At 38.9% G+C, this 25518-nt stretch carries 27 protein-coding genes and 1 tRNA gene; 17 read left to right on the top strand and 11 right to left on the bottom strand.

Features of this window, described 5'->3' with window-relative positions; all coding sequences use genetic code 11:
* Together kbl and ACOQO5_RS14910 are read right to left on the bottom strand one after the other, a co-directional pair.
* A complete protein-coding gene (kbl, locus tag ACOQO5_RS14905) occupies positions 1 to 1188 on the bottom strand; it encodes a glycine C-acetyltransferase (protein ID WP_420582486.1) in 1188 nt (395 codons plus the stop codon).
* Positions 1189 to 1193: 5 nt separating this feature from the next.
* On the bottom strand, positions 1194 to 1439 hold the full coding sequence (locus tag ACOQO5_RS14910; protein WP_420582487.1) for a hypothetical protein: 246 nt from the start codon (positions 1437 to 1439) through the stop codon (positions 1194 to 1196).
* A 166-nt stretch (positions 1440 to 1605) separates the two neighbouring features.
* On the opposite strand from ACOQO5_RS14910, the gene ACOQO5_RS14915 reads away from it, so the two are divergent.
* The 7 genes from ACOQO5_RS14915 (at position 1606) to ACOQO5_RS14945 (ending at position 9633) form a co-directional block, all read left to right on the top strand.
* Positions 1606 to 2391, top strand: a complete 786-nt coding sequence (locus ACOQO5_RS14915) for an enoyl-CoA hydratase/isomerase family protein (protein ID WP_420582555.1) — start codon at positions 1606 to 1608, stop codon at positions 2389 to 2391.
* 38 nt (positions 2392 to 2429) lie between these two features.
* Positions 2430 to 3950: a lipopolysaccharide biosynthesis protein gene (locus ACOQO5_RS14920; protein ID WP_420582488.1), complete on the top strand. Its 1521-nt coding sequence runs from the start codon at positions 2430 to 2432 to the stop codon at positions 3948 to 3950.
* Positions 3951 to 4170: 220 nt separating this feature from the next.
* Positions 4171 to 5817 (top strand): tetratricopeptide repeat protein, encoded by a 1647-nt coding sequence (locus ACOQO5_RS14925; RefSeq protein WP_420582489.1) that lies wholly within the window; start codon positions 4171 to 4173, stop codon positions 5815 to 5817.
* The gene (locus ACOQO5_RS14930) at positions 5810 to 6559 is read left to right on the top strand and encodes a DUF4292 domain-containing protein (protein ID WP_420582490.1); all 750 of its coding nucleotides are present in this window, start codon (positions 5810 to 5812) and stop codon (positions 6557 to 6559) included. The genes ACOQO5_RS14925 and ACOQO5_RS14930 overlap by 8 nt, the downstream gene beginning before the upstream one ends.
* A 13-nt stretch (positions 6560 to 6572) precedes the next feature.
* Positions 6573 to 7754, top strand: coding sequence for a murein hydrolase activator EnvC family protein (locus ACOQO5_RS14935; protein ID WP_420582491.1), 1182 nt, complete (start codon positions 6573 to 6575; stop codon positions 7752 to 7754).
* A gap of 151 nt (positions 7755 to 7905) precedes the next feature.
* Positions 7906 to 9426: a 2,3-bisphosphoglycerate-independent phosphoglycerate mutase gene (gpmI, locus tag ACOQO5_RS14940; RefSeq protein ID WP_420582492.1), complete on the top strand. Its 1521-nt coding sequence runs from the start codon at positions 7906 to 7908 to the stop codon at positions 9424 to 9426.
* 133 nt (positions 9427 to 9559) lie between these two features.
* Positions 9560 to 9633, top strand: a tRNA-Ala gene (locus tag ACOQO5_RS14945).
* A 50-nt stretch (positions 9634 to 9683) separates the two neighbouring features.
* Here ACOQO5_RS14945 and ACOQO5_RS14950 read toward each other — a convergent pair.
* The 3 genes from ACOQO5_RS14950 to ACOQO5_RS14960 form a co-directional block, all read right to left on the bottom strand.
* On the bottom strand, positions 9684 to 11513 hold the full coding sequence (locus ACOQO5_RS14950; protein ID WP_420582493.1) for a tetratricopeptide repeat-containing sensor histidine kinase: 1830 nt from the start codon (positions 11511 to 11513) through the stop codon (positions 9684 to 9686).
* A gap of 71 nt (positions 11514 to 11584) precedes the next feature.
* Entirely contained in the window at positions 11585 to 11953 is a 369-nt protein-coding gene (locus tag ACOQO5_RS14955) for a hypothetical protein (protein WP_420582494.1), read from the bottom strand.
* Positions 11954 to 12116: 163 nt separating this feature from the next.
* A complete protein-coding gene (locus tag ACOQO5_RS14960; protein ID WP_420582495.1) occupies positions 12117 to 12392 on the bottom strand; it encodes a UBP-type zinc finger domain-containing protein in 276 nt (91 codons plus the stop codon).
* A gap of 265 nt (positions 12393 to 12657) precedes the next feature.
* Here ACOQO5_RS14960 and ACOQO5_RS14965 point away from each other — a divergent pair, with 265 nt between their 5' ends.
* Together ACOQO5_RS14965 and ACOQO5_RS14970 are read left to right on the top strand one after the other, a co-directional pair.
* Positions 12658 to 13128: a YHS domain-containing (seleno)protein gene (locus ACOQO5_RS14965; RefSeq protein ID WP_420582496.1), complete on the top strand. Its 471-nt coding sequence runs from the start codon at positions 12658 to 12660 to the stop codon at positions 13126 to 13128.
* A gap of 76 nt (positions 13129 to 13204) precedes the next feature.
* Positions 13205 to 13894 (top strand): DUF2461 domain-containing protein, encoded by a 690-nt coding sequence (locus tag ACOQO5_RS14970; protein WP_420582497.1) that lies wholly within the window; start codon positions 13205 to 13207, stop codon positions 13892 to 13894.
* A gap of 229 nt (positions 13895 to 14123) precedes the next feature.
* Here ACOQO5_RS14970 and ACOQO5_RS14975 read toward each other — a convergent pair whose 3' ends face one another.
* From ACOQO5_RS14975 to ACOQO5_RS14985, 3 genes are all read right to left on the bottom strand, one after another.
* Entirely contained in the window at positions 14124 to 14618 is a 495-nt protein-coding gene (locus ACOQO5_RS14975; RefSeq protein WP_420582498.1) for a cupin domain-containing protein, read from the bottom strand.
* Entirely contained in the window at positions 14618 to 15730 is a 1113-nt protein-coding gene (locus tag ACOQO5_RS14980) for a DEAD/DEAH box helicase (RefSeq protein WP_420582499.1), read from the bottom strand. Before ACOQO5_RS14980 ends, ACOQO5_RS14975 begins: the two co-directional genes overlap by 1 nt.
* Before the next feature lie 224 nt (positions 15731 to 15954).
* Positions 15955 to 16236, bottom strand: coding sequence for a DUF427 domain-containing protein (locus tag ACOQO5_RS14985; protein WP_420582500.1), 282 nt, complete (start codon positions 16234 to 16236; stop codon positions 15955 to 15957).
* A 259-nt stretch (positions 16237 to 16495) separates the two neighbouring features.
* Here ACOQO5_RS14985 and ACOQO5_RS14990 point away from each other — a divergent pair, with 259 nt between their 5' ends.
* Genes ACOQO5_RS14990 through nth form a run of 3 tightly spaced genes read left to right on the top strand, consistent with a single transcriptional unit; the run spans position 16496 to position 17999 of the window.
* Positions 16496 to 17095 (top strand): RNA polymerase sigma factor, encoded by a 600-nt coding sequence (locus ACOQO5_RS14990; protein WP_420582501.1) that lies wholly within the window; start codon positions 16496 to 16498, stop codon positions 17093 to 17095.
* A complete protein-coding gene (locus ACOQO5_RS14995; RefSeq protein ID WP_420582502.1) occupies positions 17070 to 17300 on the top strand; it encodes a hypothetical protein in 231 nt (76 codons plus the stop codon). Before ACOQO5_RS14990 ends, ACOQO5_RS14995 begins: the two co-directional genes overlap by 26 nt.
* A 45-nt stretch (positions 17301 to 17345) precedes the next feature.
* Positions 17346 to 17999: an endonuclease III gene (gene nth / locus ACOQO5_RS15000; RefSeq protein ID WP_420582503.1), complete on the top strand. Its 654-nt coding sequence runs from the start codon at positions 17346 to 17348 to the stop codon at positions 17997 to 17999.
* Here the strand turns inward: nth and ACOQO5_RS15005 are convergent.
* Complete coding sequence (locus ACOQO5_RS15005) at positions 17989 to 19494, bottom strand: hypothetical protein (protein ID WP_420582504.1); 1506 nt, start codon at positions 19492 to 19494, stop codon at positions 17989 to 17991. The genes nth and ACOQO5_RS15005 overlap by 11 nt on opposite strands.
* A gap of 337 nt (positions 19495 to 19831) precedes the next feature.
* Between ACOQO5_RS15005 and ACOQO5_RS15010 the strand changes: the two genes are divergently transcribed.
* Both ACOQO5_RS15010 and ACOQO5_RS15015 read left to right on the top strand, forming a co-directional pair.
* Complete coding sequence (locus tag ACOQO5_RS15010; RefSeq protein WP_420582505.1) at positions 19832 to 20197, top strand: hypothetical protein; 366 nt, start codon at positions 19832 to 19834, stop codon at positions 20195 to 20197.
* 22 nt (positions 20198 to 20219) lie between these two features.
* Positions 20220 to 21758 carry a YifB family Mg chelatase-like AAA ATPase gene (locus tag ACOQO5_RS15015; RefSeq protein WP_420582506.1) on the top strand — a complete coding sequence of 513 codons (1539 nt, stop codon included), beginning with the start codon at positions 20220 to 20222 and terminating at the stop codon, positions 21756 to 21758.
* Here ACOQO5_RS15015 and ACOQO5_RS15020 read toward each other — a convergent pair.
* Complete coding sequence (locus tag ACOQO5_RS15020) at positions 21755 to 22780, bottom strand: isoaspartyl peptidase/L-asparaginase family protein (protein ID WP_420582507.1); 1026 nt, start codon at positions 22778 to 22780, stop codon at positions 21755 to 21757. The genes ACOQO5_RS15015 and ACOQO5_RS15020 overlap by 4 nt on opposite strands.
* 144 nt (positions 22781 to 22924) lie before the next feature.
* Between ACOQO5_RS15020 and ACOQO5_RS15025 the strand changes: the two genes are divergently transcribed.
* The 3 genes from ACOQO5_RS15025 to ACOQO5_RS15035 all read left to right on the top strand — a co-directional run bounded on the left by ACOQO5_RS15025 (position 22925) and on the right by ACOQO5_RS15035 (position 24786).
* Positions 22925 to 23311: a TraR/DksA family transcriptional regulator gene (locus tag ACOQO5_RS15025; RefSeq protein WP_318173539.1), complete on the top strand. Its 387-nt coding sequence runs from the start codon at positions 22925 to 22927 to the stop codon at positions 23309 to 23311.
* Positions 23312 to 23872 carry an SMC-Scp complex subunit ScpB gene (scpB, locus tag ACOQO5_RS15030; protein ID WP_420582508.1) on the top strand — a complete coding sequence of 187 codons (561 nt, stop codon included), beginning with the start codon at positions 23312 to 23314 and terminating at the stop codon, positions 23870 to 23872.
* A gap of 140 nt (positions 23873 to 24012) precedes the next feature.
* Complete coding sequence (locus ACOQO5_RS15035) at positions 24013 to 24786, top strand: pseudouridine synthase (protein ID WP_420582509.1); 774 nt, start codon at positions 24013 to 24015, stop codon at positions 24784 to 24786.
* On the opposite strand, the gene ACOQO5_RS15040 is transcribed toward ACOQO5_RS15035, so the two are convergent.
* Entirely contained in the window at positions 24778 to 25515 is a 738-nt protein-coding gene (locus ACOQO5_RS15040; protein WP_420582510.1) for an NADAR family protein, read from the bottom strand. The genes ACOQO5_RS15035 and ACOQO5_RS15040 overlap by 9 nt on opposite strands.
* Positions 25516 to 25518: the final 3 nt, after the last annotated feature.

Genomic DNA, 25518 nt, shown 5'->3' on the forward strand with positions numbered 1-25518 from the left:
TTAAATCACTTCGAGCTCTTTGCCAACTTTAGTAAAGGCAGCAATTGCTTTATCCAAATGCTCTTGCTCATGAACTGCAGAAAGCTGCACCCTAATTCGAGCCTGACCCTTAGGTACAACTGGGAAATAAAAGCCAATCACGTAAATGCCTTCTTCGAGCAAACGAGCAGCAAATTTTTGAGAAAGCACGGCGTCATACAACATGATAGGAACGATCGGGTGAAACCCAGGCTTGATATCAAACCCAGCCTCTGTCATTTTTTCACGGAAGTATTTCGTGTTTGCTTCCAACTTGTCTCTAAGTTCTGTGGTTTCACTTAGCATATCAATCACAGCTATAGAAGCACCTACAATAGAAGGAGCCAATGTATTCGAGAACAAATAAGGTCTGGATTTTTGACGAAGCATTTCAATGATTTCCTTTTTACCAGAAGTAAATCCTCCAGACGCGCCACCTAGAGCTTTTCCAAGCGTACCGGTAATAATATCCACCCGATCCATCACACCACATAGCTCATGTACGCCTCTTCCAGTTTTGCCCATAAAACCTGTTGAATGACACTCGTCAGTCATCACCAAAGCATCGTATTTGTCTGCCAGGTCACAAATTTTATCCATTTGAGCCACTGTACCGTCCATGGAGAATGCCCCATCCGTCACGATGATTTTGCATTTGGCATCTTTGGCTTCGATCAGTTTGGCCTCCAAGTCAGCCATATCATTGTTATTGTATCTATAACGCTGCGCTTTACACAGTCTCACCCCATCAATGATTGAAGCATGGTTCAACGAATCTGAGATAATTGCATCTTCAGGTCCAAACAATGGCTCGAATACCCCACCATTGGCATCAAAAGCCGCGGCGTATAATATGGTATCCTCCGTTCCCAAAAACTTAGAAATCTTCTGCTCTAATTCTTTATGAATATCTTGTGTTCCACAAATAAATCGGACTGAAGACATTCCGAATCCATGGGAGTCAATAGCTGCTTTAGCCGCTTCTATTACTTTAGGATGCGAAGACAGGCCTAAGTAATTATTGGCACAGAAATTAATCACTTCTTTACCTTCGCTGGTTTTAATATCAGCTCCTTGAGGTGTAGTAATTATTCTTTCAGACTTAAAAAGACCAGCTTCTTTGATCTCTTCTAGTTGTATTTTTAGTTTGGCTTCTAAAGACTTATACATTGAATTTATTTCATTTTGGGTTTAAACTTCATTTTGGGTTGGGTAGGAGCTACTTCAATCTCTTCTTTTAATTGATACTTTCTTCGTATCGGGTTGATCAAAAATAATTTTTGAGCTGTAAAACTGGCTGGATGAGATTCAGCAAAAACCAATTCTAGTTTTTCATACAATTCAGGCTCCGATGCTTTGAATTTTGAAGCATCGATTTTTTTGGTACTCAAATATGTATTGAAGTCGATTTGATTTTCCATTTCAAGGCAAATATACGGTTTGTTCATAAAGAGAAGAGAAGAATTACAGCATGAAATACTCTCTCAATTATTTAAATATTATTTTTCATGAAAAGTAAAAAAGACAAGCATTTGTGGTTTTAATTAGCTGCATTAAATACATTTGAAAAAACCATTACTCATCTTTATGGCTCAATTGGAAACATTAGCTCTTCAAATAACCGACGGCATCCTTACTATAACTTTTATTCGAGAATCTGCGCTCAATGCATTAAATGATCAAACATTTAATGAACTCAAAAGCACTTTCGATGAAGCCCTAGACAACAAAGATATATCAGGTATTATCCTAACAGGATCAGGAGAAAAAGCTTTTGTAGCCGGAGCTGATATTACCGAATTGGCTAAAATGACAGAGGTAAATGGTAGAAATTTTGCTGAAAAAGGCCAAGAGATCTTTGAGATGATAGAAGGCTCCGCCAAACCTGTAATAGCTGCGGTCAATGGCTTTGCCCTTGGAGGAGGTTGTGAATTGGCCATGGCTTGCCATATGAGAATAGCCACTGCCAATGCAAAATTTGGTCAACCTGAGGTGAATCTAGGAGTGATACCCGGATATGGAGGAACCCAACGTCTGACCCAACTCATTGGAAAGGGCAAGGCACTCGAACTCATGCTGACGGGAGATATGATTGGTGCTGACGAAGCACTTTCTTTAGGTCTGATCAATTACAAAGTCGATTCCAAAGCTGAAATGATCGGTAAGGCAGAAGAAATATTGAAAAAAATTCAAACTAAGGCACCCTTGGCCGTCGGCATGGTCATCGACTGCGTGAAAGCAGTATATACTTCTGGCGAAAACGGTTTTCAAACAGAGGCCAATTCATTTTCAAGATGCTGTGGTACAGAAGATTTTCAAGAAGGCACCTCCGCCTTTCTAGAAAAAAGAAAGCCTAGTTTTAAAGGCGAATAATGAAATAATTTCATGAGCATAAAAATTCTGGCTCAGACATGAGCAAAGTCAAAGGATTAGCTGGTGACACCATATGGTATGGGTTAAGTAGTATCATTGGCCGTATGATTTCCTACTTATTGGTGCCTCTATACACTGCTGTTTTTCTACCTGGTGAGTATGGAATTGTCACAGAACTTTATGCGTATACGGCATTTCTCTATCCCGTTTTTACCTACGGGATTGAAACTGCTTATTTTAGATTTGCCAATAAAAACCCTGAAGAAGAACCTACTCTTTTCAATCAGATAGAGTCCCTAATCATCCTTACCAGCACTTTTTTAGCTGGTTTGTTATTCTATTTTGGAGTTGATCTGGCTATCTGGCTAGACTATCCTGGAAAAGAGATGGTATTTTATTGGTTGGCAACAGTTCTTGCTATAGATGCGATCACTGCCGTGCCTTTTGCTAGGTTACGATTTCGTAAAAAAGCCAAAAAATTCGCTTTTATCCGATTTTTCAACATCACATTCGCCGTGGTGCTTAACCTCTTCTTTTTGGTTTTTTGCCTTAAGGTATATGAAGGTGTTTGGCTTACAGAAATGCAGGACTTCATGCAAATGCACTATGACTTTGAGTTTAAAGCCAAGTACGTTTTTCTATCCAATCTAATTTCAAATTCACTTTTAATCATTCTTCTCTATAAAGAATTTGAGGGCTTCAAACCTCGATTCAACTGGAGCAAAGTGGCGCCTATATTGCTTTATGCTTCTCCTTTACTTTTCATGGGGTTGGCCGGAGTAACCAATGAAATGCTCTCTCGAGCATTGCTCAAAATTTGGCTTCCGGAAGGCTACTACCCTAATCAAAGCAGCATGGATGCACTTGGGATTTTTGGTGCATGTTATAAATTGTCAGTTTTTATGATGTTGGGCATTCAGGCTTTTCGTTATGCAGCAGAGCCTTTCTTCTTTTCTAATGCAGAGAATAAAGATTCTCCAAAACTTTTTGCTAATGTCATGACAGGTTTTGTGATTTTTTGCACACTGGTTTTTGTGGCTATTTCACTCAATCTTGAAATCATTGGAATGGTCTTCTTTGCCAACCCAACTTACCGCGAAGGATTGTATGTGGTGCCTATTTTATTGTTGGCTTATTTATTCAATGGAATCTATTACAACCTTTCGGTTTGGTATAAAGTTACCGATCGCACGATGTATGGCGCTGGAATCACCATTTTTGGTGCTCTCATTACCATATTTTTCAACTTTATACTTATCCCAATCTTAGGCTATTTTGGCAGCTCTTTAGTTACACTGCTTTCATATTTTACCATGGCATTAATAAGCTACCTTTTTGGTCAAAAATATTACCCGGTTCCCTATCAAATTGGAAAAATTCTTGTTTATCTAGTTCTAGCATCCATATTAGTAGGTTTATTTTATCAGTTCAATATCGACAATTGGGTGGCAAATTTTCTCATTAAGAATCTTGGTGTCATGATTTTTATATTGGGAAGCTATTTAGCAGAAAGAAAACATCTTGCAGGTCGAGTGGTTTTCGGATTTAAATTTCCTTAAATTATTGGGTCATTTGATACATAGACAAATGATTGGATTGAAAACCAATAACGTACAACGCTTTTTCGTTAAATTTGTCCACCCCAAACTATAAAAGGTGGCTGATCGTTTGATCAATACTATGAATACAATATTGCGGACTATATTTATTTTAACCCTTGTAATCACTTGCGGTCACCCTTCTTTTTCACAGAAAAGGAAAAAGAAAAACAAACCTCGAGTGAACATTGAAGAAGTTCAGTTTCTGACTGATGAGGAAAAAGCGGAAGTAGATCACTATTTCTTAGAGGGTGAAAAGTACTATTTACTCAAAGACTTTTCAAAGGCAATGACGGCCTTTCAAAAAGTATTAGACCTAGATCCTAAAAATGCAGCTGCACACTATAAAGTAAGCCAAATATACAGTGAGAATAATGACATGAATAAGGCGCTGCCTCATGCCATTTTTGCTAAAAATTACAATCCCAAAAACAAATACTATTACCTCCTCGTCACCCATGTGCAAACCAGTCTCGGAGACCTAAATGCTGCTGAGAAAACATATACTGAGATGTTAACCAACGTCCCTGGAACAGAAAATTACCTGTTCGAACTAGCTGCGGTTCAGCTTTATCAAAAAAACTATAATGCAGCGCTAGAAAGCTATCAAAAAGCTGAGGATCATTTTGGGCCAATGGAAGAAATCACCATCCAAAAGCAACAAATTTATTTAAAAATGAATCGTCTGGACTTGGCGATTCAAGAAGGAAAGCAGTTAGTAGATTTATATCCAAATGAACCTTCACATGCCTTGTCATTGGCACAAATGATGCTCTCTAATGATAAATATGAAGAAGCCGAAGAGTTTATTCTTTCAAAAATTGACCATTATCAGAATAACGAGAGACTTTATATTTTCCTTTCTGAAGCCTATAGCAAACAGAAAAAACATGTACAAGCTATCGAAGTGCTGGAAGTCCCTTTTGAAAGTACAACCCTTGATCTGACAAGAAAAATCAGAACCATGGCAGGATATCTGGCCATGCTCCCAAATGAAGAGCTCAATGAACCGTTGTTGAGATTGTCAGAAAAATTGGTAGAAACTCACCCGAATTCCTATCAAGCATTGGCCATGACGGGAGATTTATATTACAATATCAATGACCGTCCAAAAGGACGAGAATACTATCTGAAGGCCGTTGAAATTGACGGATCTAACTACAACATTTGGCAAAATATATTGTCTCTTGATCTCGAATTGGAAGATTATGATGCGGTCATTAAACATTCGGAAATGGCGATAGAAAATTTCCCAAATCAGGCTACGCTCTACTATTTTGGGGGAACTGCTTATTTAATCAAAAAGGACTATGAAAACGCCCTTAAAACTTTCAACGCGGGCAAGGCCTATGCGGCTAGAGATGCCAATATGAAGAGTCTTTTTCATGGCCAACTAGGCGATGCTTATAACAGTATAGGCGATCATAACAAATCGGACGAAGCTTATGAAATAGCATTAAATGCAAAGCCTGATAACGATCATGTCCTAAATAATTATAGTTACTTCTTATCTCTTCGTAAAAAAGATTTGGATAAAGCCTATGAGATGTCTTCTAAACTGGTGAATGACTACCCTGAAAACTCCACCTATCTCGACACTCATGCCTGGGTACTATACATGATGGGAGATTTTGAAGGAGCAGCTAAAAATTTAAAGCAGGCCTTGTTATATGAACCGAGTGCCACCATCATCGAACATTATGGAGACGCGTTATTCCAATTAGGCAAAACCGATGAGGCCATCATACAATGGAAAACTGCCAGAGACATGGCTGAAGACACCACCACATTAGATAAAAAAATAGCTGATAAACAACTCTATGAATAGATTTATCCTATGCCTCGCAGGCTTGTTAATTTTTTCAGCCTGTAGCAAAAAACTCGCAATCTTCTCTTCTAAATCATCTCAGCTCAATCTGAATAATTTGGAATACGATAACTTATCAATGAAGTCGAAAATCAAATACAAAGATGAAAACCGTGATTTGAAAGCGACAGCCAATATCAGGATCAAAAAGGATAGCATCATTTGGTTTTCATTGACACCTGGATTAGGTATAGAGGCAGCCAGAGGTGTGGTTACTAGAGATTCAATTATTATTTTAGACAAAATACACAAAGAATATCAGGTATTGAAGGTTTCTGATTTGTCAGAAAAGTATCACTTTGATTTTGACCTGAAACTGCTTGAATCTATCATCATAGGCAACTTGATCTGGCCCATTACTGATGAAGATGAAATTAAGAAAGAGGATGGCTATTTCAAGGTTCAGAAATCTGATGGAGATCTAAGCGTCATGAATTTTATCGGTGCCAACTCTATGAAACTGGAGAAACTACAAGCCGTTAGCGATACAAGCAAAAACGCACTATTTATCCATTATACAGAATTCCTAAAAGAAGAAGATAAAATTCTTCCATCTGAAATCAACATGCAAATCAACTATCGCTCGAAAAGAAATAAAGCGAAGAAAGTTTCTAAGGTTCAAATCAGACATTCAAGGATCAATATTAACAAAGAAGATCTGAATTTCTCATTTAGCATTCCTGACAAATATGACCCAATGTAAAATTTTTACATGGTTGTATATAATTGCAACCTTTCTCATTCTTCCTGATGGGTTTTCTCAAAAAAGTAAATCTCAAATTGAAAAAGAGAAGAAAGAAAGTTTGGCCAAAATTTCCGAAGTTCAGAAAATTCTAAAAGAAACTGAAACTGAAAAGAAAGCTTCAATTGGTCAATTGCAAGCGCTCAATAAACAAATAGAAGCGAGACGATCTTTGATCTCTTCCCTTTCACAGGAAATAGAATTGATCAGTGGTGAGATCACTGACCTATCTATAGTAGTTAATTCCTTACAATCCGATTTGGAACACCTCAAAGACGAATATGGTCAGATGATCTATGATGCCTACAAAGCCAATCAAGGATATAGCAAATTGACTTTTCTGTTTTCAGCGCAAACCTTCAATCAATTATTTCTGAGACTGAAATACCTGGAACAATACACCAAAGCTCGTGAGGTACAGGTAGAACAAATTGAAAAAGTAAGAGACGCACTAAATCAACAAATGGGAGTATTAGTAATCAAAAAAGAAGAACAAGACGCATTGCTAAAAACCAAAATTAAGGAGAACAAAAACCTCCTTGCTTTAAAATCCAAGCAAAACAAAGTAGTTCAGGAATTGAGCAAGAGAGAAAAAGAACTAAAAGCTGAAGTGGCTGAAACCAAGAAGGCAGTCAAACGATTGGACAATTTATTGGCCAAGATTATCAAAGCTGAAATTGAGAAATCCAATGCTGATAAAAATGCCAACACCATTAATCTCACAGTGGAAATGGCCAAGGTGTCTAGTGCTTTTGAAGGCAAAAGAAATCGATTGCCTTGGCCTGTGCAATCAGGCTTTGTATCCGAAAAATTTGGCAAGCATCCGCATCCGGTTTTAAAGAACATTTGGGTTGAGAATCAGGGCGTAGATATTCAAACGCAAAAAAATGCACAAGTCAAAACTGTTTTCCAAGGCAAAGTAGCCACTACAGCATTTGTACCAGGCATGAACCGTGTGGTCATTGTCCAACATGGTGATTACTACACGCTATACGCCAAATTGAAGAGTGTGAATGTAAAAAAAGGGCAAGTACTTCAGGCGAATGAAAGCGTGGGCGAAGTTTATACAGATTCTGATGGGATTTCGGAACTACAATTTCAAGTTTGGAAGAACAATGTAAAAATGGATCCCGAAAAATGGCTGGCTAATAAATAGAGGCTTACTTCTGCTATTTAATAATTCACATATTTTCAAAAAAAGCAGGTTTCATTGAATGAAATTCAATGTTTTAATCAACAAATTGAAAATGAACTCCTTTTTTATCAATAAATTTCAATGAGCTGTATAGTAAAACTATATTTGCATTATGGATAAAAAGGTAATACTAATGATTTTGGATGGGTGGGGCATTGGCACCAATCCGGAAGTATCTGCAATCAAAGCAGCAAAAACTCCCTTCGTAGATTCTTGCTATACAAAGTATGCACACAGTAAATTAGAAGCCTCTGGTTTAGCCGTAGGTCTTCCCGAAGGACAAATGGGCAACTCTGAAGTGGGGCACATGAATATCGGCGCCGGTCGAGTGGTTTATCAAGACCTTGTGAAGCTAAATCTAGCTGCAGAAGACGGTTCATTGGCTAAAAATGAAACGCTTCTCGAAGCCTTTGATTATGCCAAAACCAATGACAAATCCGTTCATTTTATTGGTCTTGTTTCCGATGGGGGAATACATTCTCATATCAATCACCTGAAAGCACTTTGTGATGGAGCTGCAGCTCAAAGATTAGAAAATGTACTTATTCATGCTTTTACTGATGGTAGAGATACCGACCCAAAAAGCGGTATCAATTACCTCACCGATCTACAAAAACATCTGGACAAAACCACTGGCAAAATAGCTTCTGTAACAGGGCGCTACTACGCCATGGATCGAGATAAAAGATGGGAACGAGTAAAGCTCGCCTATGATGCCATGGTACTTGGTGAAGGAACTAAAACCACTGATGTCTTAGGTGCTATTGAAAAATCTTATGCTGAAAATGTGACCGACGAATTCATTATGCCTATCGTGCAAACGGATGAAGCAGGTCAGCCATTAGGCACCATCAAAGAAGATGACGTAGTCGTTTGCTTCAACTTCAGAACGGACAGAGGAAGGCAAATCACGGAAGCCTTGACACAGGTGGATTTTCCTGAGCAGGGAATGAAAAAATTGTCTTTGAAATATCTGACCATGACCAACTATGATGGGACTTTCAAGGGAGTTTCTGTCATGTATGACAAAGACAATCTCAGCAACACTTTGGGCGAAGTGCTCGAATCTGCTGGCAAAAATCAAATCCGAATTGCAGAAACTGAAAAATATCCTCACGTGACATTTTTCTTTTCCGGAGGAAGAGAAGAGGAGTTTAAGGGAGAAAAAAGATTGCTTTGCCCTTCTCCAAAAGTAGCGACTTACGATTTGCAACCAGAGATGAGCGCAGGAGATATTCGTGATGCGATCATCCCGGAATTAGAAAAAGGAGAAGTTGATTTCGTTTGCTTGAATTTTGCCAATCCAGATATGGTAGGACACACTGGCGTTTTTGAAGCTGCGGTAAAAGCCTGTGAGACTGTAGACAGCTGTGCTCAGTCTGTGGTAGAAGCTGCTCGAGCCAATGGCTACACGCCTATCATTATCGCGGACCATGGCAACTCCGACATCATGATGAACCCTGACGGCTCTCCGAACACAGCACATACCACCAATTTGGTACCCTGTATCTTCGCAGATGAGGATATCCAAGAGCCTGTAAAAGACGGAAAGTTAGGAGATTTAGCACCTACCATTCTTACTTTGATGGGCGTAGATGTTCCTGAAGAAATGACAGGGAATATCTTGGTTTAAAAATATGATAGCCGAGCATGCGAACACTCGGCTATTTTAATATATTTGCCAACCCACTTACAGGGCATTAGCTTCCCGAATCCGCCTATCGGCTTGTTCGGGACAGGCGCTTCGCCAATGCCCTTGAAAATATGGGGCATTAGCTCAGCTGGCTAGAGCGCTACGCTGGCAGCGTAGAGGTCATCGGTTCGACTCCGATATGCTCCACAAAAGGAAGTCAATTTGGCTTCCTTTTTTTATTACATACTTATAGAGAATTATTGTCTATTTAAAGGCAAAAATATCTTGAATGCTGTTCCCTTTCCTTCTTCACTCTCCACCTCTATTCGGCCATTATTCAATTCTGCAAATTCATGGACTAAGAGCAAACCAAGCCCAATACCCTTTTCCCCTTTAGTACCCCATTGACTTCGAGTGCCTTTTAGAGAAAATATATTTTCTAATTTTTTTTGTGGGATTCCTATGCCATTATCCTTCACTTCAATAACACCAATACCTGCTTTTTCAGAGATTTCAAGAGTAACTTTTCCACCTTCCGGAGTGAACTTAATGGCATTACTCAACAGGTTTCGGATGATGGTAGAGACACTATTTTTATCGGCTTTGATAGTCACATCTTCAGGCAAGTGGCCTACCAGGTCAATGTTCTTAGCAATAGCCATGTTCAACATGATGTTCAAATTAGACTGACTGATTTCTCTCAATGAGATGATTTGAGGATCATAAGGAATTCTACCTTCTTGACTCAGTGCCCACTCCAGCAAATTATCTAGTAATTCTGAGACCTCTTTGGCGGAAGCCTCCATCATACTACCTAGCTGCTTTAATCCGTCTACATCTTTGCTTTCAGCCAATACATTAATCAATCCTGAAATACCCTGAAAATTGCTTATTGGCCCACGGATGTCATGTGATACAATAGAGAAAAACCGATCCTTTGTTTTATTTACCTCGTCGAGTTTGTTTCGTTGCGCAGCGATTACACGCCTTCTTTGGCGGACGATGCGAACGGCACGGTCTTTAATCCTATAAATTTTTAGTAAAGCAATTGTCAACACCAATAACAAGGCTATAATAAATACAGCACTCCACGCTACCATCCTATTAAGTTTGGCCTGCTCACTTAATAAGTCCACTTCCGATTGCTTTTTGGCTACCTCATACTCTGTTCGAAGGTCCGCCATTTTACGAATGGTTTCTTCGTTGTTGATGCTATCCCTATAGGTAATGTATTGCTTGAGATAGGTGTAAGCTTCATCAGAATTTCCAGCAGACTTGTAGAGCTCAGAGAGTTTGAGACTAGCGTCTCTGATTTGCTCTTTTAAACCCTCTTCTATGCCGATATTCAAACTGCTTTGGGCAAATTTTAGAGCTCTATTATAATTACCTCTCTTAGCATAAATATCAGCCAATGAGGTTTGATATACCGCTATCGGGTATCGATCACCCAATTCTTCTAAAATAGCAATAGCACGGTTCATATTTTCTTCAGCCTGATCGATTTGACCTTTTTCAGCTAATACAAGCCCTATATTTCCAAGGTTGTATGCAGTGCCAATGGAATAGTTTAGTCTATTAAAGATAACTTTTGATCGTTGGAAGAAAATCAAGGCTGAATCCAAATTTTGATACTCTCTATAAAGTTCCCCCGTATTCAATAAAGTGGTGGCCAAACGAGTGGAATCTTTTGCTTCTTTGAAAACTCTTATCGCCCTTTTAAAATAAAAAGAAGCATTGGAGAAATTATCCTGCACCGTATACACACTGCCGATATTGGCGAACGCTGATGCCACACCAATATGGTTCGAAAAAATCTCATATGTTTCAATTGATTTCAAATAATACTCAATTGATTTTTCCAATTCACCTCTAGTTTTATACGCATCACCGAGTGCAAAAAAGGCAGGAGCTCTCCATTCATGTTTATCCATTTTTATTGCAATCTGCAATGCCCTATTGGCATACTTCAAGATAGTATCCGGAGCCATACCTGGATAATTCGAAATAGCCAAATCGGTCAAATAGAGAATAGAATCAGGTTTGTCCAAACTATTTGCTACTTGAATCAGGCTATCCACCTTGTACATATTTTGGGCAACAAGAGGAGTCGCTAAATGGCCTGCAATTATACAGGCCAATAGTATGTTTACATTTAATTTCAAGGTCCTGGAGGTGGAGGAGTTACTTTTAGTTGTGGATCTAAGGTGAAAAATTTATCCTCTCCATCCAATTTATATACGATAGTGTATTTCGTATCTCCAGATTTTCGCTTATCTATTCTTGCGAACCAAACACCATCTTTTTCCCTAGGCATTCTCTTAAAAACTTCATAGCCTGAATCGACTCTAATGTACTTGATTTCTGATACTCCCTCACCAGGTACCCATCCAATTTTTCCATTGGGTCTTACTTTCGTAGTGAAAGACTCAGGGTCTTTAGGGTTGAATTGACTCCCCTCATTATCACAGAGTGAAAGCTCCCCATTTTTGAAAGAAACCGTCACGACGGCATTTTCTTTTACGCTCATTATTCAATGTTTAGATTATTAATTTATTAAATCTACAGGTGAAGCTTTAATATTAATAAAAGCCATTGGATTATGGAAGGCTAATAGAGTCACATTTCATAATGAGAAAATGTAATACAATTATGGCTGTTTCAAATATGAATATTAGCTCATTAGACAGGACTTATTGAGGTTTGAATTTTTTGTACAAATTATCGAGGTAACAAAATGCCCAATACTCATTAGGCTCGGCAGAGGCTATCACCGGATGCGAACTTTCTTCGTGATGCGTACGTGCATGTTTATTTATAGATGAGTCACAGCAAAGGGTCACACCGCAGGTTTGGCAAGTTCTAAGATGAACCCACTCATCGCCGGTCTTCACACACTCTTCACAAACCCCTGCACCAGATTTGATGTGATCAATTGCTTCAAGGTGACTACAAGATTTTGGTTTCATATCAGATGTGTAGGTGCCAATCTTAAGTTAGTGAATAATTATGAATATCTACAAACCAGCTTCATGCAACCCCATGGATTAAAATCGGTCTTTTGATTATTCCACAAAAGAGCTTATTTCCTAAAGCCTGATAGATGCTGGAAGCGCTTCCAGTTGATGTCAGGCTTATTTTTTCCCAATCTGAAAAAATATTGCCCTGATTGTCCTAACTTATTACTCCCATTCGTCATGTCAATGAATAGCAGATAACTAAACTGAAAAAATTATGAAAGCATTAAAAATAATAGGCATTGTTGTGGTTGTATTGATTGTAGGAATTTTTGTGTTCGCCAAAACCAATCACGTAGCCCCATTGGGCATGGTGCCTTCCAACGAATTCGACACTTACTCTGGTGTAGCCATCCAGGGCTACGACCCGGTAAGTTACTTTGTAGCTGACAAAGCAAAAATGGGATCTGAAGAATATCAATATGAATGGAAAGACGCAAAGTGGTACTTTGTGTCCGAAGAAAACAAAAATGCTTTTATCGCTAATCCCGAAATGTACGCTCCACAGTATGGCGGCTATTGTGGATTTGCTGTGAATGCAGGATTCTCCGCCGGGGCCGACCCCACCTCTTACATCATTCAAGATGAAAAACTCTACTTATTTAATGGAGCGGAAGTCAAAGCTGAAGCGCAAGCTGGCGGCTCAGAGTTTTTTGAAACAGCCAACAATAACTGGAACAAAAAGTAAGAAAATCTAATTAACTTGAACTCACCCATCTTTACACTCATAAGGATGGGTGTTTTTTTATTCATCAAACACACTTATGCCTGCTCAATCTTTACTCTCTCAACCTTTCGAATTTTTAAACAAACTCAAAAACAACAATAACCGAGAGTGGTTCAACAAAAACAAAGATCAATATCTGGAAGCCCATCAACAAGTTATTGAATTCGCAGAGTTGCTACTCATGGAACTAAGCAAGACAGATGTAATCGAAACGCCAACTGGGAAAAAAAGCCTATACCGAATTTATAGAGATGTTAGATTTTCAAAAGATAAAACTCCTTATAGTATCTATTTTGGGGGAGGGTTCAGAAGAGCTTCAGCCGAAAGAAGAGGTGGTTATTATTTCCATCTAGAACCCGGCAATACTTATGTCGGCGGTGGGTTTTGGGGGCCTAATTCACAAGACATGATGCATATTAGAAAGCACCTGCAGCAAGAGCCAGATATGCTAAGAGAAATTATTCAAAGAAAGGACTTCAAAGAGAATTTTGGGTCACTCAAAGGAGCACAACTCAAACGTGCACCCAAAGGGTTTGAGGTGGATGATCCAGCCATAGATTTACTCAGATACAAACAATATTGGGTGAGACATGAATTCAATATGAAAGAGGTGATGAAACCCAACTTTCATTTGACTATTATCAAACAGTTTCAAAATATGCGACCTTTCTTTGATTATATGAGTGAAATATTAACTACAGATTTGAATGGTGAGTCGGTTTTATAAATAAAAAATCCCAGGGAACCACCCCTGGGATAAACTCAAAACATAACCAATCAACTAATCTACTTTCGGCCTGCTGCCGAAAACTGTCAACCAGCAGGGCTGCTGATTCAACAGTACCACACAAAGTGGCGATTAATCAAAATCTAAACTCGCAAAACAATATTCAACTCTTGTGCCAAAACAGCAATTGAAGGGTCAAAATGGGTATAATACCTAGAAGAAAAGTAGTTTAGATCCTGGTGAGAGAGGTAATCAATTCTTTATGCTCCGGAAATTCAGCGCGCAGCTGGTTTCGATCGGCCATTTCAAAATCTTCAAAATCAAAACCTGGTGCTACCGTACAGCCAACTAAACCATATGCTCCACCATCTTGCACCTTAGAGGCAAACCAGCAATGGGCTGGCACCACTGCTTGTGGCACTTGTCCTTTCTCCAAATCAAGACCTAGATTAATTTCATTAAGCTTTCCATTTTGATCAATGACATAAATGCTTATAGCATCGCCAGAATAAAAATGCCACATCTCATCAGACTTGATTCGATGGAAAGCTGAGAAATTTCCGGCGGTGAGCAAAAAGTAAATGCCAGTAGACACGTTTCTCTCTGACGAAAAATCAGTGAATTCTGTTGATGCTGAAGAACGATAGGTTTCTTTGAAATAACCACCATCGGGGTGCGGCTCTAACCCCAAACGCTCAACCCAATATTTAGCGGGCTTTCTCATCAATCCTTTATGCGCTTCATTTTGATTTTAAGGTTTTGCTCGTAGAAGCGGATACGCTTAATCTCTGGCTCGGAAACAAGGCATAACGACAAACCATTTAATCCTGCTCTACCAGTACGTCCACTCCGGTGCGTAAAGTATTCCAGATGCTCTGGCACCTGAAAGTGCACAACATAGGAAAGGCCTTTCACATCAATTCCTCTTGCAGCCACATCAGTAGAAACCAGAATCTGCAAACTTTCATTCTTGAATGCACGCATGACCTTGTCCCGCTCTTTTTGCTTCATATCACCTTCGAGTGCTTCCGTGGCAATGTTTTTGGATTGTAATTGTTTGCTTAAGGTTTTGGCAGCAGCCTTTGTGTTGCAAAAAATCAACCCCCTATTTTCCTTTTGTGATTGAAGAAACGACAATAAAACCTTCACTTTGTCTTTAGGGTCGCATACGACATATTGATATTCAATATTCTCGTTGGCTCCTTTCTTTTTGAGTTCAACACGCTGGGCATTTTGAGACAGGTAGGTTCTAATCATTTTTTTCACACCTTCTGGCATGGTGGCTGAAAACAACCATTTATTACTCCTGGTAGCAGTTTCGTCAAGGATCTTATTCAAATCTTGCTTGAATCCCATGCTTAGCATTTCGTCAGCCTCATCCAGTACAACAGTTTGAACATGATCCAATGAAACAGCTTTACGCTGCAGCAAGTCTACAAGCCTCCCAGGCGTAGCCACTAAAATTTGTGTTGGCCGCTGAAGTCGGCTGATTTGCTCATCGATTTTAGCTCCTCCAAATACAGCTTCGGTAAATATCTTTTCTGAATACTTCGTGAATTTGAAAAGTTGTTTAGCTATCTGTTGGCAAAGTTCTCTCGTAGGAGCGAGTACCAGTGCCTGAATATGCTTTTCCTTTGGGTCTACCAATTCCAGTAAAGGCAATCCAAAAGCTGCTGTCTTACCAGTTCCTGTTTGCGCCTGTCCTACAAAATCTGTCTGACCTTGTACAAGTATAGGAATAGTTCGCTCTTGAATTTCTGAAGGCTCTTTAATGCCCAACTCATTCAATCCTTTAATTAATGACTTTGAAATACCTAATGCTGAAAATGAAGACACGATGTGCTGTATTTAAATGAAGGTACAAAGATAGGTAGCCGCTTGCATACCATTCCTATATTAGATCTTTACTTCGAGTGAAGAGTAACTAAACTCTAGGGTTTTAAGCCTTAGAAGTTTAAGTAGGGCTATTGAACTTTTCCAAAGTTGATCTCCAGGAAGGATACTAAGACTACCTGTCCACAAAATTTAGCCATATAAACTTTGGGAAAGTTGTCCTTCTTTTACTTTACTACCTCAACACCTTTCCAAAAGGCCACATATCCTTCGATGTTCTTGGCTAAGTCGGAAGCAGATGGATAATACCAGGCGGCATCTTGATTTCTTTCGCCATCTACTTCGACGGTATAGTAGCTTGCTACACCTTTCCATGGGCAATTGGTATGCGTATCACTTGCTTTGAAAAATTCACTGTTTATGGAATGAGGAGGAAAATAATGATTGTTTTCTACAACTAATGTGTCCTCACTTTCAGCTAAAACTTGTCCGTTCCAAATGGCTTTCATCTTTTTCTAATTTTATTTATGTCATAACCCACTTAGGGGTATACCAGTTCCCTCATTGTCTTATTAATCGAAAGTACTCCTACTTTGATCGAAATTTATAGCAGTATACCTGTATAAAATAGAACTTTCAAAAGATTTAATTTTTGCAAGTAGTCGGTTAGAGTTCGGATGAACTGCTGCCTTTCTAAAAAAACTCATTCTTTAACCAAACACTACAATATGGTCTAGACAAGTACGTTAGAACAAAAGTGTTATACAGATGAATAATTTTGGTGTTAGTGATAGCTTATTAGTATCACATTACAAAAACGGTAGCGAAGAGGCATTTGAAGAGTTGGTGGCTCGACATAAGTCTCGTGTTTTCACTACTATTTACTTGATTGTAAAAGATAAATATGTGGCTGAAGATCTTCTTCAGGAAACATTTATCAAAGTCGTAAAGACTGTAAAATCAGGAAAATACAATGAAGAAGGGAAATTTCTGCCCTGGGTGTTGCGCATTGCGCACAACCTGGCGATTGACTTCTTCAGAAAGGACAAACGTTACCCTACAATTGTAATGGAAGATGGAAGTGGTGTATTCAATACACTCGACTTCGCGGAAGACTCTATTGAGTCCATCCAGATCAAACAAGATACTAATGCGTTATTAAAAAAGCTTGTACAGGAATTACCCGAAGTACAAAAGGAAGTTTTAATAATGAGACACTATATGCAAATGAGTTTTCAAGACATTGCAGAGTCCACTAACGTCAGTATCAATACAGCTTTAGGTCGGATGAGATATGCCTTGATCAATTTGCGTAAGAAAATGCAAAAATTGAACATCGCTTATGATCACCACTTTTACCGAAAATGACCTGCTCCGCTATTTATATGGAGAGTCAACTGAAAATGAAAAAACCGACATTGAAAATGCATTAGTTTGCGACGCTGAACTCGAAGCCAAATTTTTTGATTTAAAGCTAGATAGCTCTTTATTAGATGGGCTATTCTTTGATCCTGCAGATTTTAGTATTGATAAGATTTTTAATTTCTCATCCAATTATCCGACAAGGTCGTAGCTGGTAGAGGTCCCATTTTGCCATTCTTTTTTGTACATTCGAACCATGAACAAGAAAGAGCGGTATCAGTTTTTTATTGACTATTTCAGTCAACACCAACCCGAAGCCGAAACGGAATTACACTACGAAAATCCCTTTCAACTCATTGTTGCAGTGGCGTTGAGTGCCCAGTGCACGGATAAGCGAGTAAACATGGTTACTCCTGCCCTATTCGAAACATTTCCTACCCCTGAAGCTCTCGCCGCTTCCAACTTTGACGAACTGTTTCCTTATATTAGAACCATTTCCTACCCCAACAATAAAACTAAGCATCTGCTTGGTATGTCCAAGATGTTGGTAGAAGAGTTTAATTCTGAAATACCTTCAGACTTGAAGGAGTTACAAAAACTCCCAGGAGTTGGAAGAAAAACAGCCAACGTGATCGCATCAGTCATATTCAACCAACCTACCATGGCGGTAGACACGCATGTATTTCGAGTTTCGAAACGACTTGGGCTTGTTACTCAAACAGCCAAAACTCCTCTAGAAGTAGAGAAGCAACTGGTAAAATATATTCCGGAAGAACACATCCCTAAAGCGCATCATTGGCTAATCCTGCATGGCAGATATATTTGCCTGGCCAGAAAACCACAGTGCGATCAATGCAAAATATCTTTGATGTGTAGGTACTACGAAAAAAATGTGTCGCCTAAGAATTAGCGAACTTTAGCTTGCTTACAGTTTTAAGTACTACTTCCCATAAATCTTCATAAGGTAATATTTCAAAATCTGAGAATGGAGGATAAGATCTTTTCTCAATCATCTTAGCCATATACTTATCAGTTTTTGCTTTTGTCTTGTCTACATTAAAATCTAACGACTTCAAAACTTTGAGCATTTTGTAAAATTGCTTTTCTCTTGGGTTCTTTCCAGGTTCGTTGAGATGCTTGAAGAAATAATGCTCCACCTCATCCAGCTTATTCATAGCCAAATCAAGCCTGTCCTTATTTACATGATGCACAAATTCCAGAAGTGGCAAGCTCATATAGTAACCCTTAGATTCTATGAAGTAGTAATCCGCCGCTTCGTAGACATCACTAAAACGAACGCGTTTGAGCATATCTTTTCCTGGAGTGGCGAAATTCAAATAAATTCTGAAAATTTTCCAACGCCCAATTGTAGCTTCAGAAGCTCTTGAATAATTCGGGTTTTTTAAAACTTCTTCAAGGACTTTTTTCGCCAATTTGTAATCTTGATTGTGCATCGCCAACAAAAAATAAGTCTCTGAATGATCAAACCAACGCTCAGTTGATTTATCCATAAACTTAATGCCTGCTTTGGCTTCAGCATACCCCTCTTTGTATTTTTCTGAAGCCAACAACGCACGACTGGACAAAAAGCTATTATAACCATAATCGAACCGCTCTGGATCAACTTTAGCCTTCCCAACAGTTTTGACGGCCTCCTGAGTGAATTTATATAGTCCTCCAAAATCCTCTTCTACCAAGAAAAACCAAACTTTTAGTTGATAATAGTTCAGATAAATATTTATTGATTTGGTGGATTTATAAGCCTTTTCTGATTGCTTAATTGATTCTTTTAAATGATTCTGACTAGTATTTCTAGAATGAATGGATTTTGACATCAGCATCCTCATTTTCAAGAATAAATCCTGATTCTCTTTTTCAATTTGATGCAGCTTCCTAAGCTCTCCAAGTCGCTTAACTGTAATATCAAAATCAGTAGGCTTACATTCGTGAGAAAGAATGTCACTCTTCAATTCACAAGCCTCCACCAGAGCTTGCGTGATTTGGTTTTCTTCGGCCAGTGTAATGCATTTGTTCAACTGCTTATCTGCCATGCTGTTTTCACCCAACTTGAATAAAATATGGGCCTTGTGCAAATACTCTTTGCTTTCAAGCTCTACTTTAGTAGAATGAGTAAAGCCAGGTTCATCAAAATCTATGTGATAAAGTAGATCGTATAATTTATGTCGCAGCCTGGATTTCAACATTCGAAATCGTTGATCATAAATGTCAGACTGATACATCCCTTCTGCTGCACTTTCATCCGTGGGATACAATCCATTTAGGACTCCATTATACAGTTGCTGCTCTTTCCCTGGATTTTCAACGTCGCCATTTAAATTGATTACATCATAGTTACTTTTTAGACCATGAGTAACCAGGTCGACTAACTTATTAATCTCTTTCATGCTGCCATTAAGTTTAATTTTTAGTTACTCAATACTATGATTGGCTGCTGACACCATACATAAAATTGTATTCACTAAAAAAACATATTATTTTTCTCAATATGCAATATAAAATATTGCGTGTTGTTTTCCGCCTGATTCATGTTAAATGCCTCTTTAGAGAATCTCTTTGCGATAAAGTCAGAGAATAATTCAAAACTGAAAAGGAATAAGAGGCATTGATAGATTAAAATTAATTTAATATTTAAATTAGTCTCATCATTGCTGAATCACACTTCGGATAAAGTTATTTTGCAATGAATATTAACCAGCTATTATTCATTCAACACAAAAACGCATGAAAAAATTCAAGACCTTTTTCTATGGTATATACATCCTCTATTTTTTCTTCTCTTCTTTCATTGCGTTTAACTATGAGAATATTGTACTTCACTGGGATTGGGACTGGATCAGTACCTGGACAGGACTGATTAGACTAGTGCTACAAATGGGCGGAATAGGGGTTATTTTATTTCTTACCGAAATAATTGTTGAAAACATCCATCTAGGAGCTAAAAGAAGTAAAATAAAAACCTTAGAGAAGGAAGTAACTGACCTAAAAGCCAAATTGTATGATAAATCAAATGCTTCAGCGCCTGAGCCAACATCAGCACCTGCGGTTGAGAAAAAGAATGAAGACCCTCAACCTCCTGTCAGCGAATAATCAACAAGACCAACCAATCTAAATGTTAGCCAAAACTTTTGGGAGTGCCGTTTATGGAGTAGATGCTCACATCATTACGATTGAAGCCAATGTAATTGCTGGCACCAAGTTCTATATGGTAGGGCTGCCTGATTCAGCTGTAAAAGAAAGCGAACATCGAGTAGAATCTGCGCTGAAGCAAAATGGATTCCTCATGCCCAGACAAAAAGTGATTGTGAATCTGGCACCTGCAGACATCAAAAAAGAAGGGTCATCTTATGACCTACCCATTGCTCTGGGGATTCTCAATGCTTCCGGACAGTTAGAATTCAATGGACTTGAAGAAAGCATCATCATGGGTGAATTGTCTTTGGATGGTAACATCAGACCAATCAAAGGAGCGCTACCTATTGCCATAGAAGCAAGAAAAAAAGGATTCAAAACATTCATTCTTCCAAAAGAAAACGCCTCTGAAGCAGCTATCGTGGACAACCTAGAGGTGATTCCTGTTGATTCATTGCAAGAGGCCATTGATCATCTCTCGGGCACTCAACCGATCGAACCTTTGGCATACGATACTCGAGATATGTTTCAGACTCATATCAATGAATACGCAGCTGATTTTGCCAATGTCCAAGGACAGGAAAATATAAAACGTTCATTAGAAATAGCGGCAGCAGGTGGACACAACGTAATCATGATTGGTCCGCCTGGAGCAGGAAAAACAATGTTGGCTAAAAGACTACCTTCTATTTTACCTCCTTTGTCACTGCAGGAATCTCTCGAAACCACGAAAATTCATTCGGTGGCGGGTCAGCTCAAAGAAAATTCTTCGTTGATTGCTACAAGGCCATTTAGATCCCCTCATCATACTATTTCGGACGTAGCCTTGGTCGGTGGGGGTGGAATTCCTCAACCTGGGGAGATTTCTCTGGCCAATAATGGTGTGCTGTTTCTTGATGAATTGCCTGAATTCAAAAGGACCGTATTGGAAGTCATGCGCCAGCCACTAGAAGAAAGAAAAGTTACGATATCAAGAGCCAAAATCTCGATAGAATTTCCTGCAAATTTTATGTTGATCGCCAGTATGAATCCTTGTCCGTGCGGCTACTATAACCACCCCGAGAAAGAATGCGTTTGTGCACCGGGCGTGGTACAGAAATATCTTAACAAAGTCAGCGGGCCTTTGTTGGATAGGATTGACCTCCATGTAGAAGTGACTCCAGTATCATTTGATCAATTGACTGAAGACCGAAAAACTGAAAGTAGTGAAATCATTCGAGATAGAGTGATAGAGGCTAGAATGCTTCAGCAAGAACGATTCAAAGACCACCCCGAAATATTCAACAATGCCATGATGAATTCTCAAATGGTAAAATCCATTTGTCAAATTAATGCCGCCGGAAAAAACCTGCTTAAAACAGCCATGGAAAAGCTAGGCCTTTCAGCTCGTGCATATGACCGAATCCTAAAAGTAGCTCGCACCATTGCAGACCTTGCGGGTAAAGAAGAAATCCAAATCGAACATTTAGCAGAAGCCATTCAGTATCGAAGTCTTGACCGGGAGGGATGGGCAGCCTAGCCTTCGATTTTATAAATATATGTACGCGCTTTACCTTCTTTTTGAATGTAACCTCGATACATCCCTGGCGTATTGAAAGTCATCGAGATATTTCCATTGGAATCGAGTGCCACAACTCCACCTCCACCTCCGATTCTCTTTAACTTTTCCATAATCACATTTTCAGCAGCTGCTCCCAGTGGTATTTTTTTATACTCCATCATGGCGGCTATATCATAAGCCACCACATTTCTGATAAAATACTCTCCGTGACCAGTAGCAGAAACTCCACAGGTCTTATTGGCGAAAGTGCCAGCCCCAATGACAGGTGCATCTCCGATACGCCCATATTTTTTGTTGGTCATCCCTCCTGTGGAAGTTGCTGCGCAGATATTGCCATTTTTATCTAAAGCTACGGCGCCCACAGTGCCATATTTATAATCCCTCCATTGCTTGATGCTTCCTTCTTCATTAGCCTTTTCCGCTTCTTTGAGGTTATCCAATTGCTTCTTCCTTCTCTCTGTATAGAAATAGGAAGCATCCACACGTTCAATATTTTGATCAACTGCAAACTGTTCCGCTCCATTCCCAGCCATCATCACATGCTCAGAATTATTTTTGACTGCTTGAGCTGCTAGTATTGGGTTTTTGATAGTTTTGATTCCAGCCACAGCTCCGGCAGAACCATCTCCACCATTCATGATAGAAGCATCCATTTCATTCGTTCCTTCATTGGTGAAAACCGCCCCTTTTCCAGCATTAAATAAAGGCGAATCTTCCATAATCATAATTGCCGTGATCACAGCATTTTCGGATGTTCCACCGCTGTTCAATATTTCATAACCCGCATGGAGTGCTTCTTTCAATTTTTCGTGATAAGCCTTTTCATCCTCAGGGGTCATATTCTCTTTAAGTATTGTACCAGCTCCGCCATGAATTACCAGTGTGGGACCACCAGCTGATTTGATGTTTTGTGCCTGTACAAACTCTTGGTCAAAAAACAATAACGTAAGAAATACGGTAAATAGCATATACTTTTTCATAGTTGGAATGCGTTTAAATGTCATTAGCTAAACTAACCAAATGACTTAGAATTAAATATTTTGAGTCACTACATTTTTTCCTTTTGTTTTTAATTACGTTGAAGTAGATTGCGCAAAATACCCTTGGATTAAAATGCTATAAATATGAGCAATGGAGAGAAAACAAGATATTCTCAAGAAGAACTAGCTGAATTTGAAGAACTGATAAACGGAAAACTTGACAAAGCAAAGAGCGAATTGAAGTACATCAAGGAGTCTTTGACAAGAAGCGGCGACTCAGGTACAGACAGCACCTTCGGGAATGTAAAAACGTTGGAAGACGGAGCGGATACCGCTGAAAAAGAAAGTTTAAATCAGCTAGCTGCCAGACAGCAAAAATTTATTACCAACTTAGAAAATGCCTTGATTCGTATCAAAAACGGGACTTACGGCATCTGTAAAGAAAGTGGTAAGTTGATCAGTAAAGAAAGACTTCGTGCAGTACCACATACTACGCTTTCTATCGATTCTAAATTAAAGCAAAGTAGCTAATTGGACTTCTTGGCTAATCATATCGAAGCACTAATTTTTTGTTCGCACAAACCCATTACGGACAAAGAAGTGAAGGACTGCCTTACAGAGATGTTTGAAGCAGAGGTGCCCTTGAAAGACATCCATGATGCGATAGCCAAATTGCAAGAAAAGTATAAAAGTGAAGAATACGCCTTCGAACCTGTACAGAGCGGGGGCGGATTTCAATTTCTGACCAAACCTGCTTATCAAGCCAGTATTGGAATTCTCCTTAAACAACAATCCAAGAAACGTTTATCCAATTCGGCGCTTGAAACTTTATCGATCATCGCCTACCGACAGCCCATTACCAAAGGGGAGATGGAGCAGATTCGTGGCGTTAACTGTGACTATTCTGTGCAGAAGCTGTTAGAAAAGGAATTGATCGAAATCAAAGGAAAGTCAGAAGCTGTTGGTAGACCTATCATATACGGCACTAGTCAGAATTTTATTGACTACTTCGGTATCAATGACTTGAGTGAACTGCCTACACTCAAAGATTTTGAACAGAAAGAAAACGAGATCGGAGACGAGAAGGAGTAGGATCTAGCTTCAAAGCAGCAAATTCCAAAAACCAAATCACTAAACCTTGACATCATATATATGATCACCCTAGATTGTATTTTGAGATTTGTTATTTGATCCTTCCCAATTCAACTATTTTTGCATGAATCATTATCATCATGCGAAAAAGAACAAATCCCAAAGGCCGTCAAAACAAACCTGAACCACAAAAAGCAGCACTGAGTTATCCGGCCAGGCTAAACAAATTCATCTCTAACGCAGGCATCTGCTCTCGACGTGATGCCGATCTTTTGATTGCTGAGGGTAAAATTAAAATTAACGACAAAGTAGTCACCGAACTCGGCACTAAAGTAGAACATGGCGACGAAGTAAAGTTCAATGGTAAAGTAATCAAACCACAGAACTACGCTTACATTCTACTCAACAAACCCAAGGATTATATCACCACGATGGACGACCCTGAGAAGCGTAAGACGGTGATGCAACTGATAAAAGGCTCTACGGAATCTAGAATATATCCAGTGGGCAGATTAGATAGAAACACCACGGGGTTATTATTATTTACCAATGATGGCGAACTATCACAAAAATTGACTCACCCATCATACAAAATAAAGAAAATCTATCAAGTAGAATTGGACAAGCCAATTACTGCCTTTCACTTGGAGCAAATTGCCAATGGTGTCAAACTGGAAGATGGAGAGGTGAAAGTAGATGATATCGCTATATTAACTCCAGATAAAAAATCAATCGGGGTGCAAATCCATGTGGGTAAAAATCGTATCGTAAGAAGAATTTTTGAGCACTTCGAGTACGAAGTAGTGAAGCTGGACAGAACCATGTACGGTCAACTCACCAAGAAGGAATTGCCTAAAGGTAAATGGAGAAACCTTACGCCTAAAGAAGTGGTGAATTTGAAGAATTTATCTTAAAATTTGACGTACCTGCATTAAGATTGTTCCAAGTTGATTAAGACCATTTCCAGAACTCCCTATTCCCCAGTAATTATCATAGGGTGAATTTTCAATCAACATTCTATCAGCTGTATCGATAAGTTTGTCTTTAATTGATCTATGAGTTTCAAACTTGCGACGAACAGCCTTTTTCATTAAAGTATTCTTAATTTCTTCCCAATCCTTTCTTATGTTGATCTTTCTTGTCCTACCTAATTCCGAAGCCTTTTTAGGAGATTCGGCTTCAATAATTTTTCTTTGGTAAACTTCATCCTCAAATTTCTGAGATTGAAAATAATGCTCTACAGTCGGGTAATAAACATCCTTAATTTCGATTCCATGACTAGAAAAATTGGACAAATATCCATTCTCTTCATTAGGTGAATAAAAATAAATTGCCTCAGAAAAATTCGTTAAATCATTACAGCTCATACTGAAAATTTCTCGCTCTATTAAAAAGCTATATGAATCATAGTATGGCGAGTTCAAAAACTCTTCTCCCACTATTGATGCTTCATATGTTTCTGGAGTTTTGAGGAAAGCTTGTATAAATTCATCATAAGCTTCTTGCCAAATTGAAACTATGACCTCTGTCCCTTCTGGAAGCTCAAATTCAAATGATCTAGAATATGGCTTATTGAAATGAATTAGTCCGCTAAGGTGTAAATTCTTATTTGTGATATAACGGCTTCCAGCCAGAATCATCATTCA

This window comes from Reichenbachiella sp., assembly GCF_965223055.1.
Lineage (GTDB): Bacteria > Bacteroidota > Bacteroidia > Cytophagales > Cyclobacteriaceae > Reichenbachiella.

Excerpts from the sequence above, each read along its gene's own strand:
- kbl (WP_420582486.1), bottom strand. The coding sequence starts at position 1,188 with ATGTATAAGTCTTTAGAAGCCAAACTAAAAATACAACTAGAAGAGATC.
- ACOQO5_RS14910 (WP_420582487.1), bottom strand. The coding sequence starts at position 1,439 with ATGGAAAATCAAATCGACTTCAATACATATTTGAGTACCAAAAAAATC.
- ACOQO5_RS14915 (WP_420582555.1), top strand. The coding sequence starts at position 1,606 with ATGGCTCAATTGGAAACATTAGCTCTTCAAATAACCGACGGCATCCTT.
- ACOQO5_RS14920 (WP_420582488.1), top strand. The coding sequence starts at position 2,430 with ATGAGCAAAGTCAAAGGATTAGCTGGTGACACCATATGGTATGGGTTA.
- ACOQO5_RS14930 (WP_420582490.1), top strand. The coding sequence starts at position 5,810 with ATGAATAGATTTATCCTATGCCTCGCAGGCTTGTTAATTTTTTCAGCC.
- gpmI (WP_420582492.1), top strand. The coding sequence starts at position 7,906 with ATGGATAAAAAGGTAATACTAATGATTTTGGATGGGTGGGGCATTGGC.
- ACOQO5_RS14950 (WP_420582493.1), bottom strand. The coding sequence starts at position 11,513 with ATGTACAAGGTGGATAGCCTGATTCAAGTAGCAAATAGTTTGGACAAA.
- ACOQO5_RS14955 (WP_420582494.1), bottom strand. The coding sequence starts at position 11,953 with ATGAGCGTAAAAGAAAATGCCGTCGTGACGGTTTCTTTCAAAAATGGG.
- ACOQO5_RS14960 (WP_420582495.1), bottom strand. The coding sequence starts at position 12,392 with ATGAAACCAAAATCTTGTAGTCACCTTGAAGCAATTGATCACATCAAA.
- ACOQO5_RS14965 (WP_420582496.1), top strand. The coding sequence starts at position 12,658 with ATGAAAGCATTAAAAATAATAGGCATTGTTGTGGTTGTATTGATTGTA.
- ACOQO5_RS14970 (WP_420582497.1), top strand. The coding sequence starts at position 13,205 with ATGCCTGCTCAATCTTTACTCTCTCAACCTTTCGAATTTTTAAACAAA.
- ACOQO5_RS14975 (WP_420582498.1), bottom strand. The coding sequence starts at position 14,618 with ATGAGAAAGCCCGCTAAATATTGGGTTGAGCGTTTGGGGTTAGAGCCG.
- ACOQO5_RS14985 (WP_420582500.1), bottom strand. The coding sequence starts at position 16,236 with ATGAAAGCCATTTGGAACGGACAAGTTTTAGCTGAAAGTGAGGACACA.
- ACOQO5_RS14990 (WP_420582501.1), top strand. The coding sequence starts at position 16,496 with ATGAATAATTTTGGTGTTAGTGATAGCTTATTAGTATCACATTACAAA.
- ACOQO5_RS14995 (WP_420582502.1), top strand. The coding sequence starts at position 17,070 with ATGATCACCACTTTTACCGAAAATGACCTGCTCCGCTATTTATATGGA.
- nth (WP_420582503.1), top strand. The coding sequence starts at position 17,346 with ATGAACAAGAAAGAGCGGTATCAGTTTTTTATTGACTATTTCAGTCAA.
- ACOQO5_RS15005 (WP_420582504.1), bottom strand. The coding sequence starts at position 19,494 with ATGAAAGAGATTAATAAGTTAGTCGACCTGGTTACTCATGGTCTAAAA.
- ACOQO5_RS15010 (WP_420582505.1), top strand. The coding sequence starts at position 19,832 with ATGAAAAAATTCAAGACCTTTTTCTATGGTATATACATCCTCTATTTT.
- ACOQO5_RS15015 (WP_420582506.1), top strand. The coding sequence starts at position 20,220 with ATGTTAGCCAAAACTTTTGGGAGTGCCGTTTATGGAGTAGATGCTCAC.
- ACOQO5_RS15020 (WP_420582507.1), bottom strand. The coding sequence starts at position 22,780 with ATGAAAAAGTATATGCTATTTACCGTATTTCTTACGTTATTGTTTTTT.
- ACOQO5_RS15025 (WP_318173539.1), top strand. The coding sequence starts at position 22,925 with ATGAGCAATGGAGAGAAAACAAGATATTCTCAAGAAGAACTAGCTGAA.
- ACOQO5_RS15035 (WP_420582509.1), top strand. The coding sequence starts at position 24,013 with ATGCGAAAAAGAACAAATCCCAAAGGCCGTCAAAACAAACCTGAACCA.
- ACOQO5_RS15040 (WP_420582510.1), bottom strand. The coding sequence starts at position 25,515 with ATGATGATTCTGGCTGGAAGCCGTTATATCACAAATAAGAATTTACAC.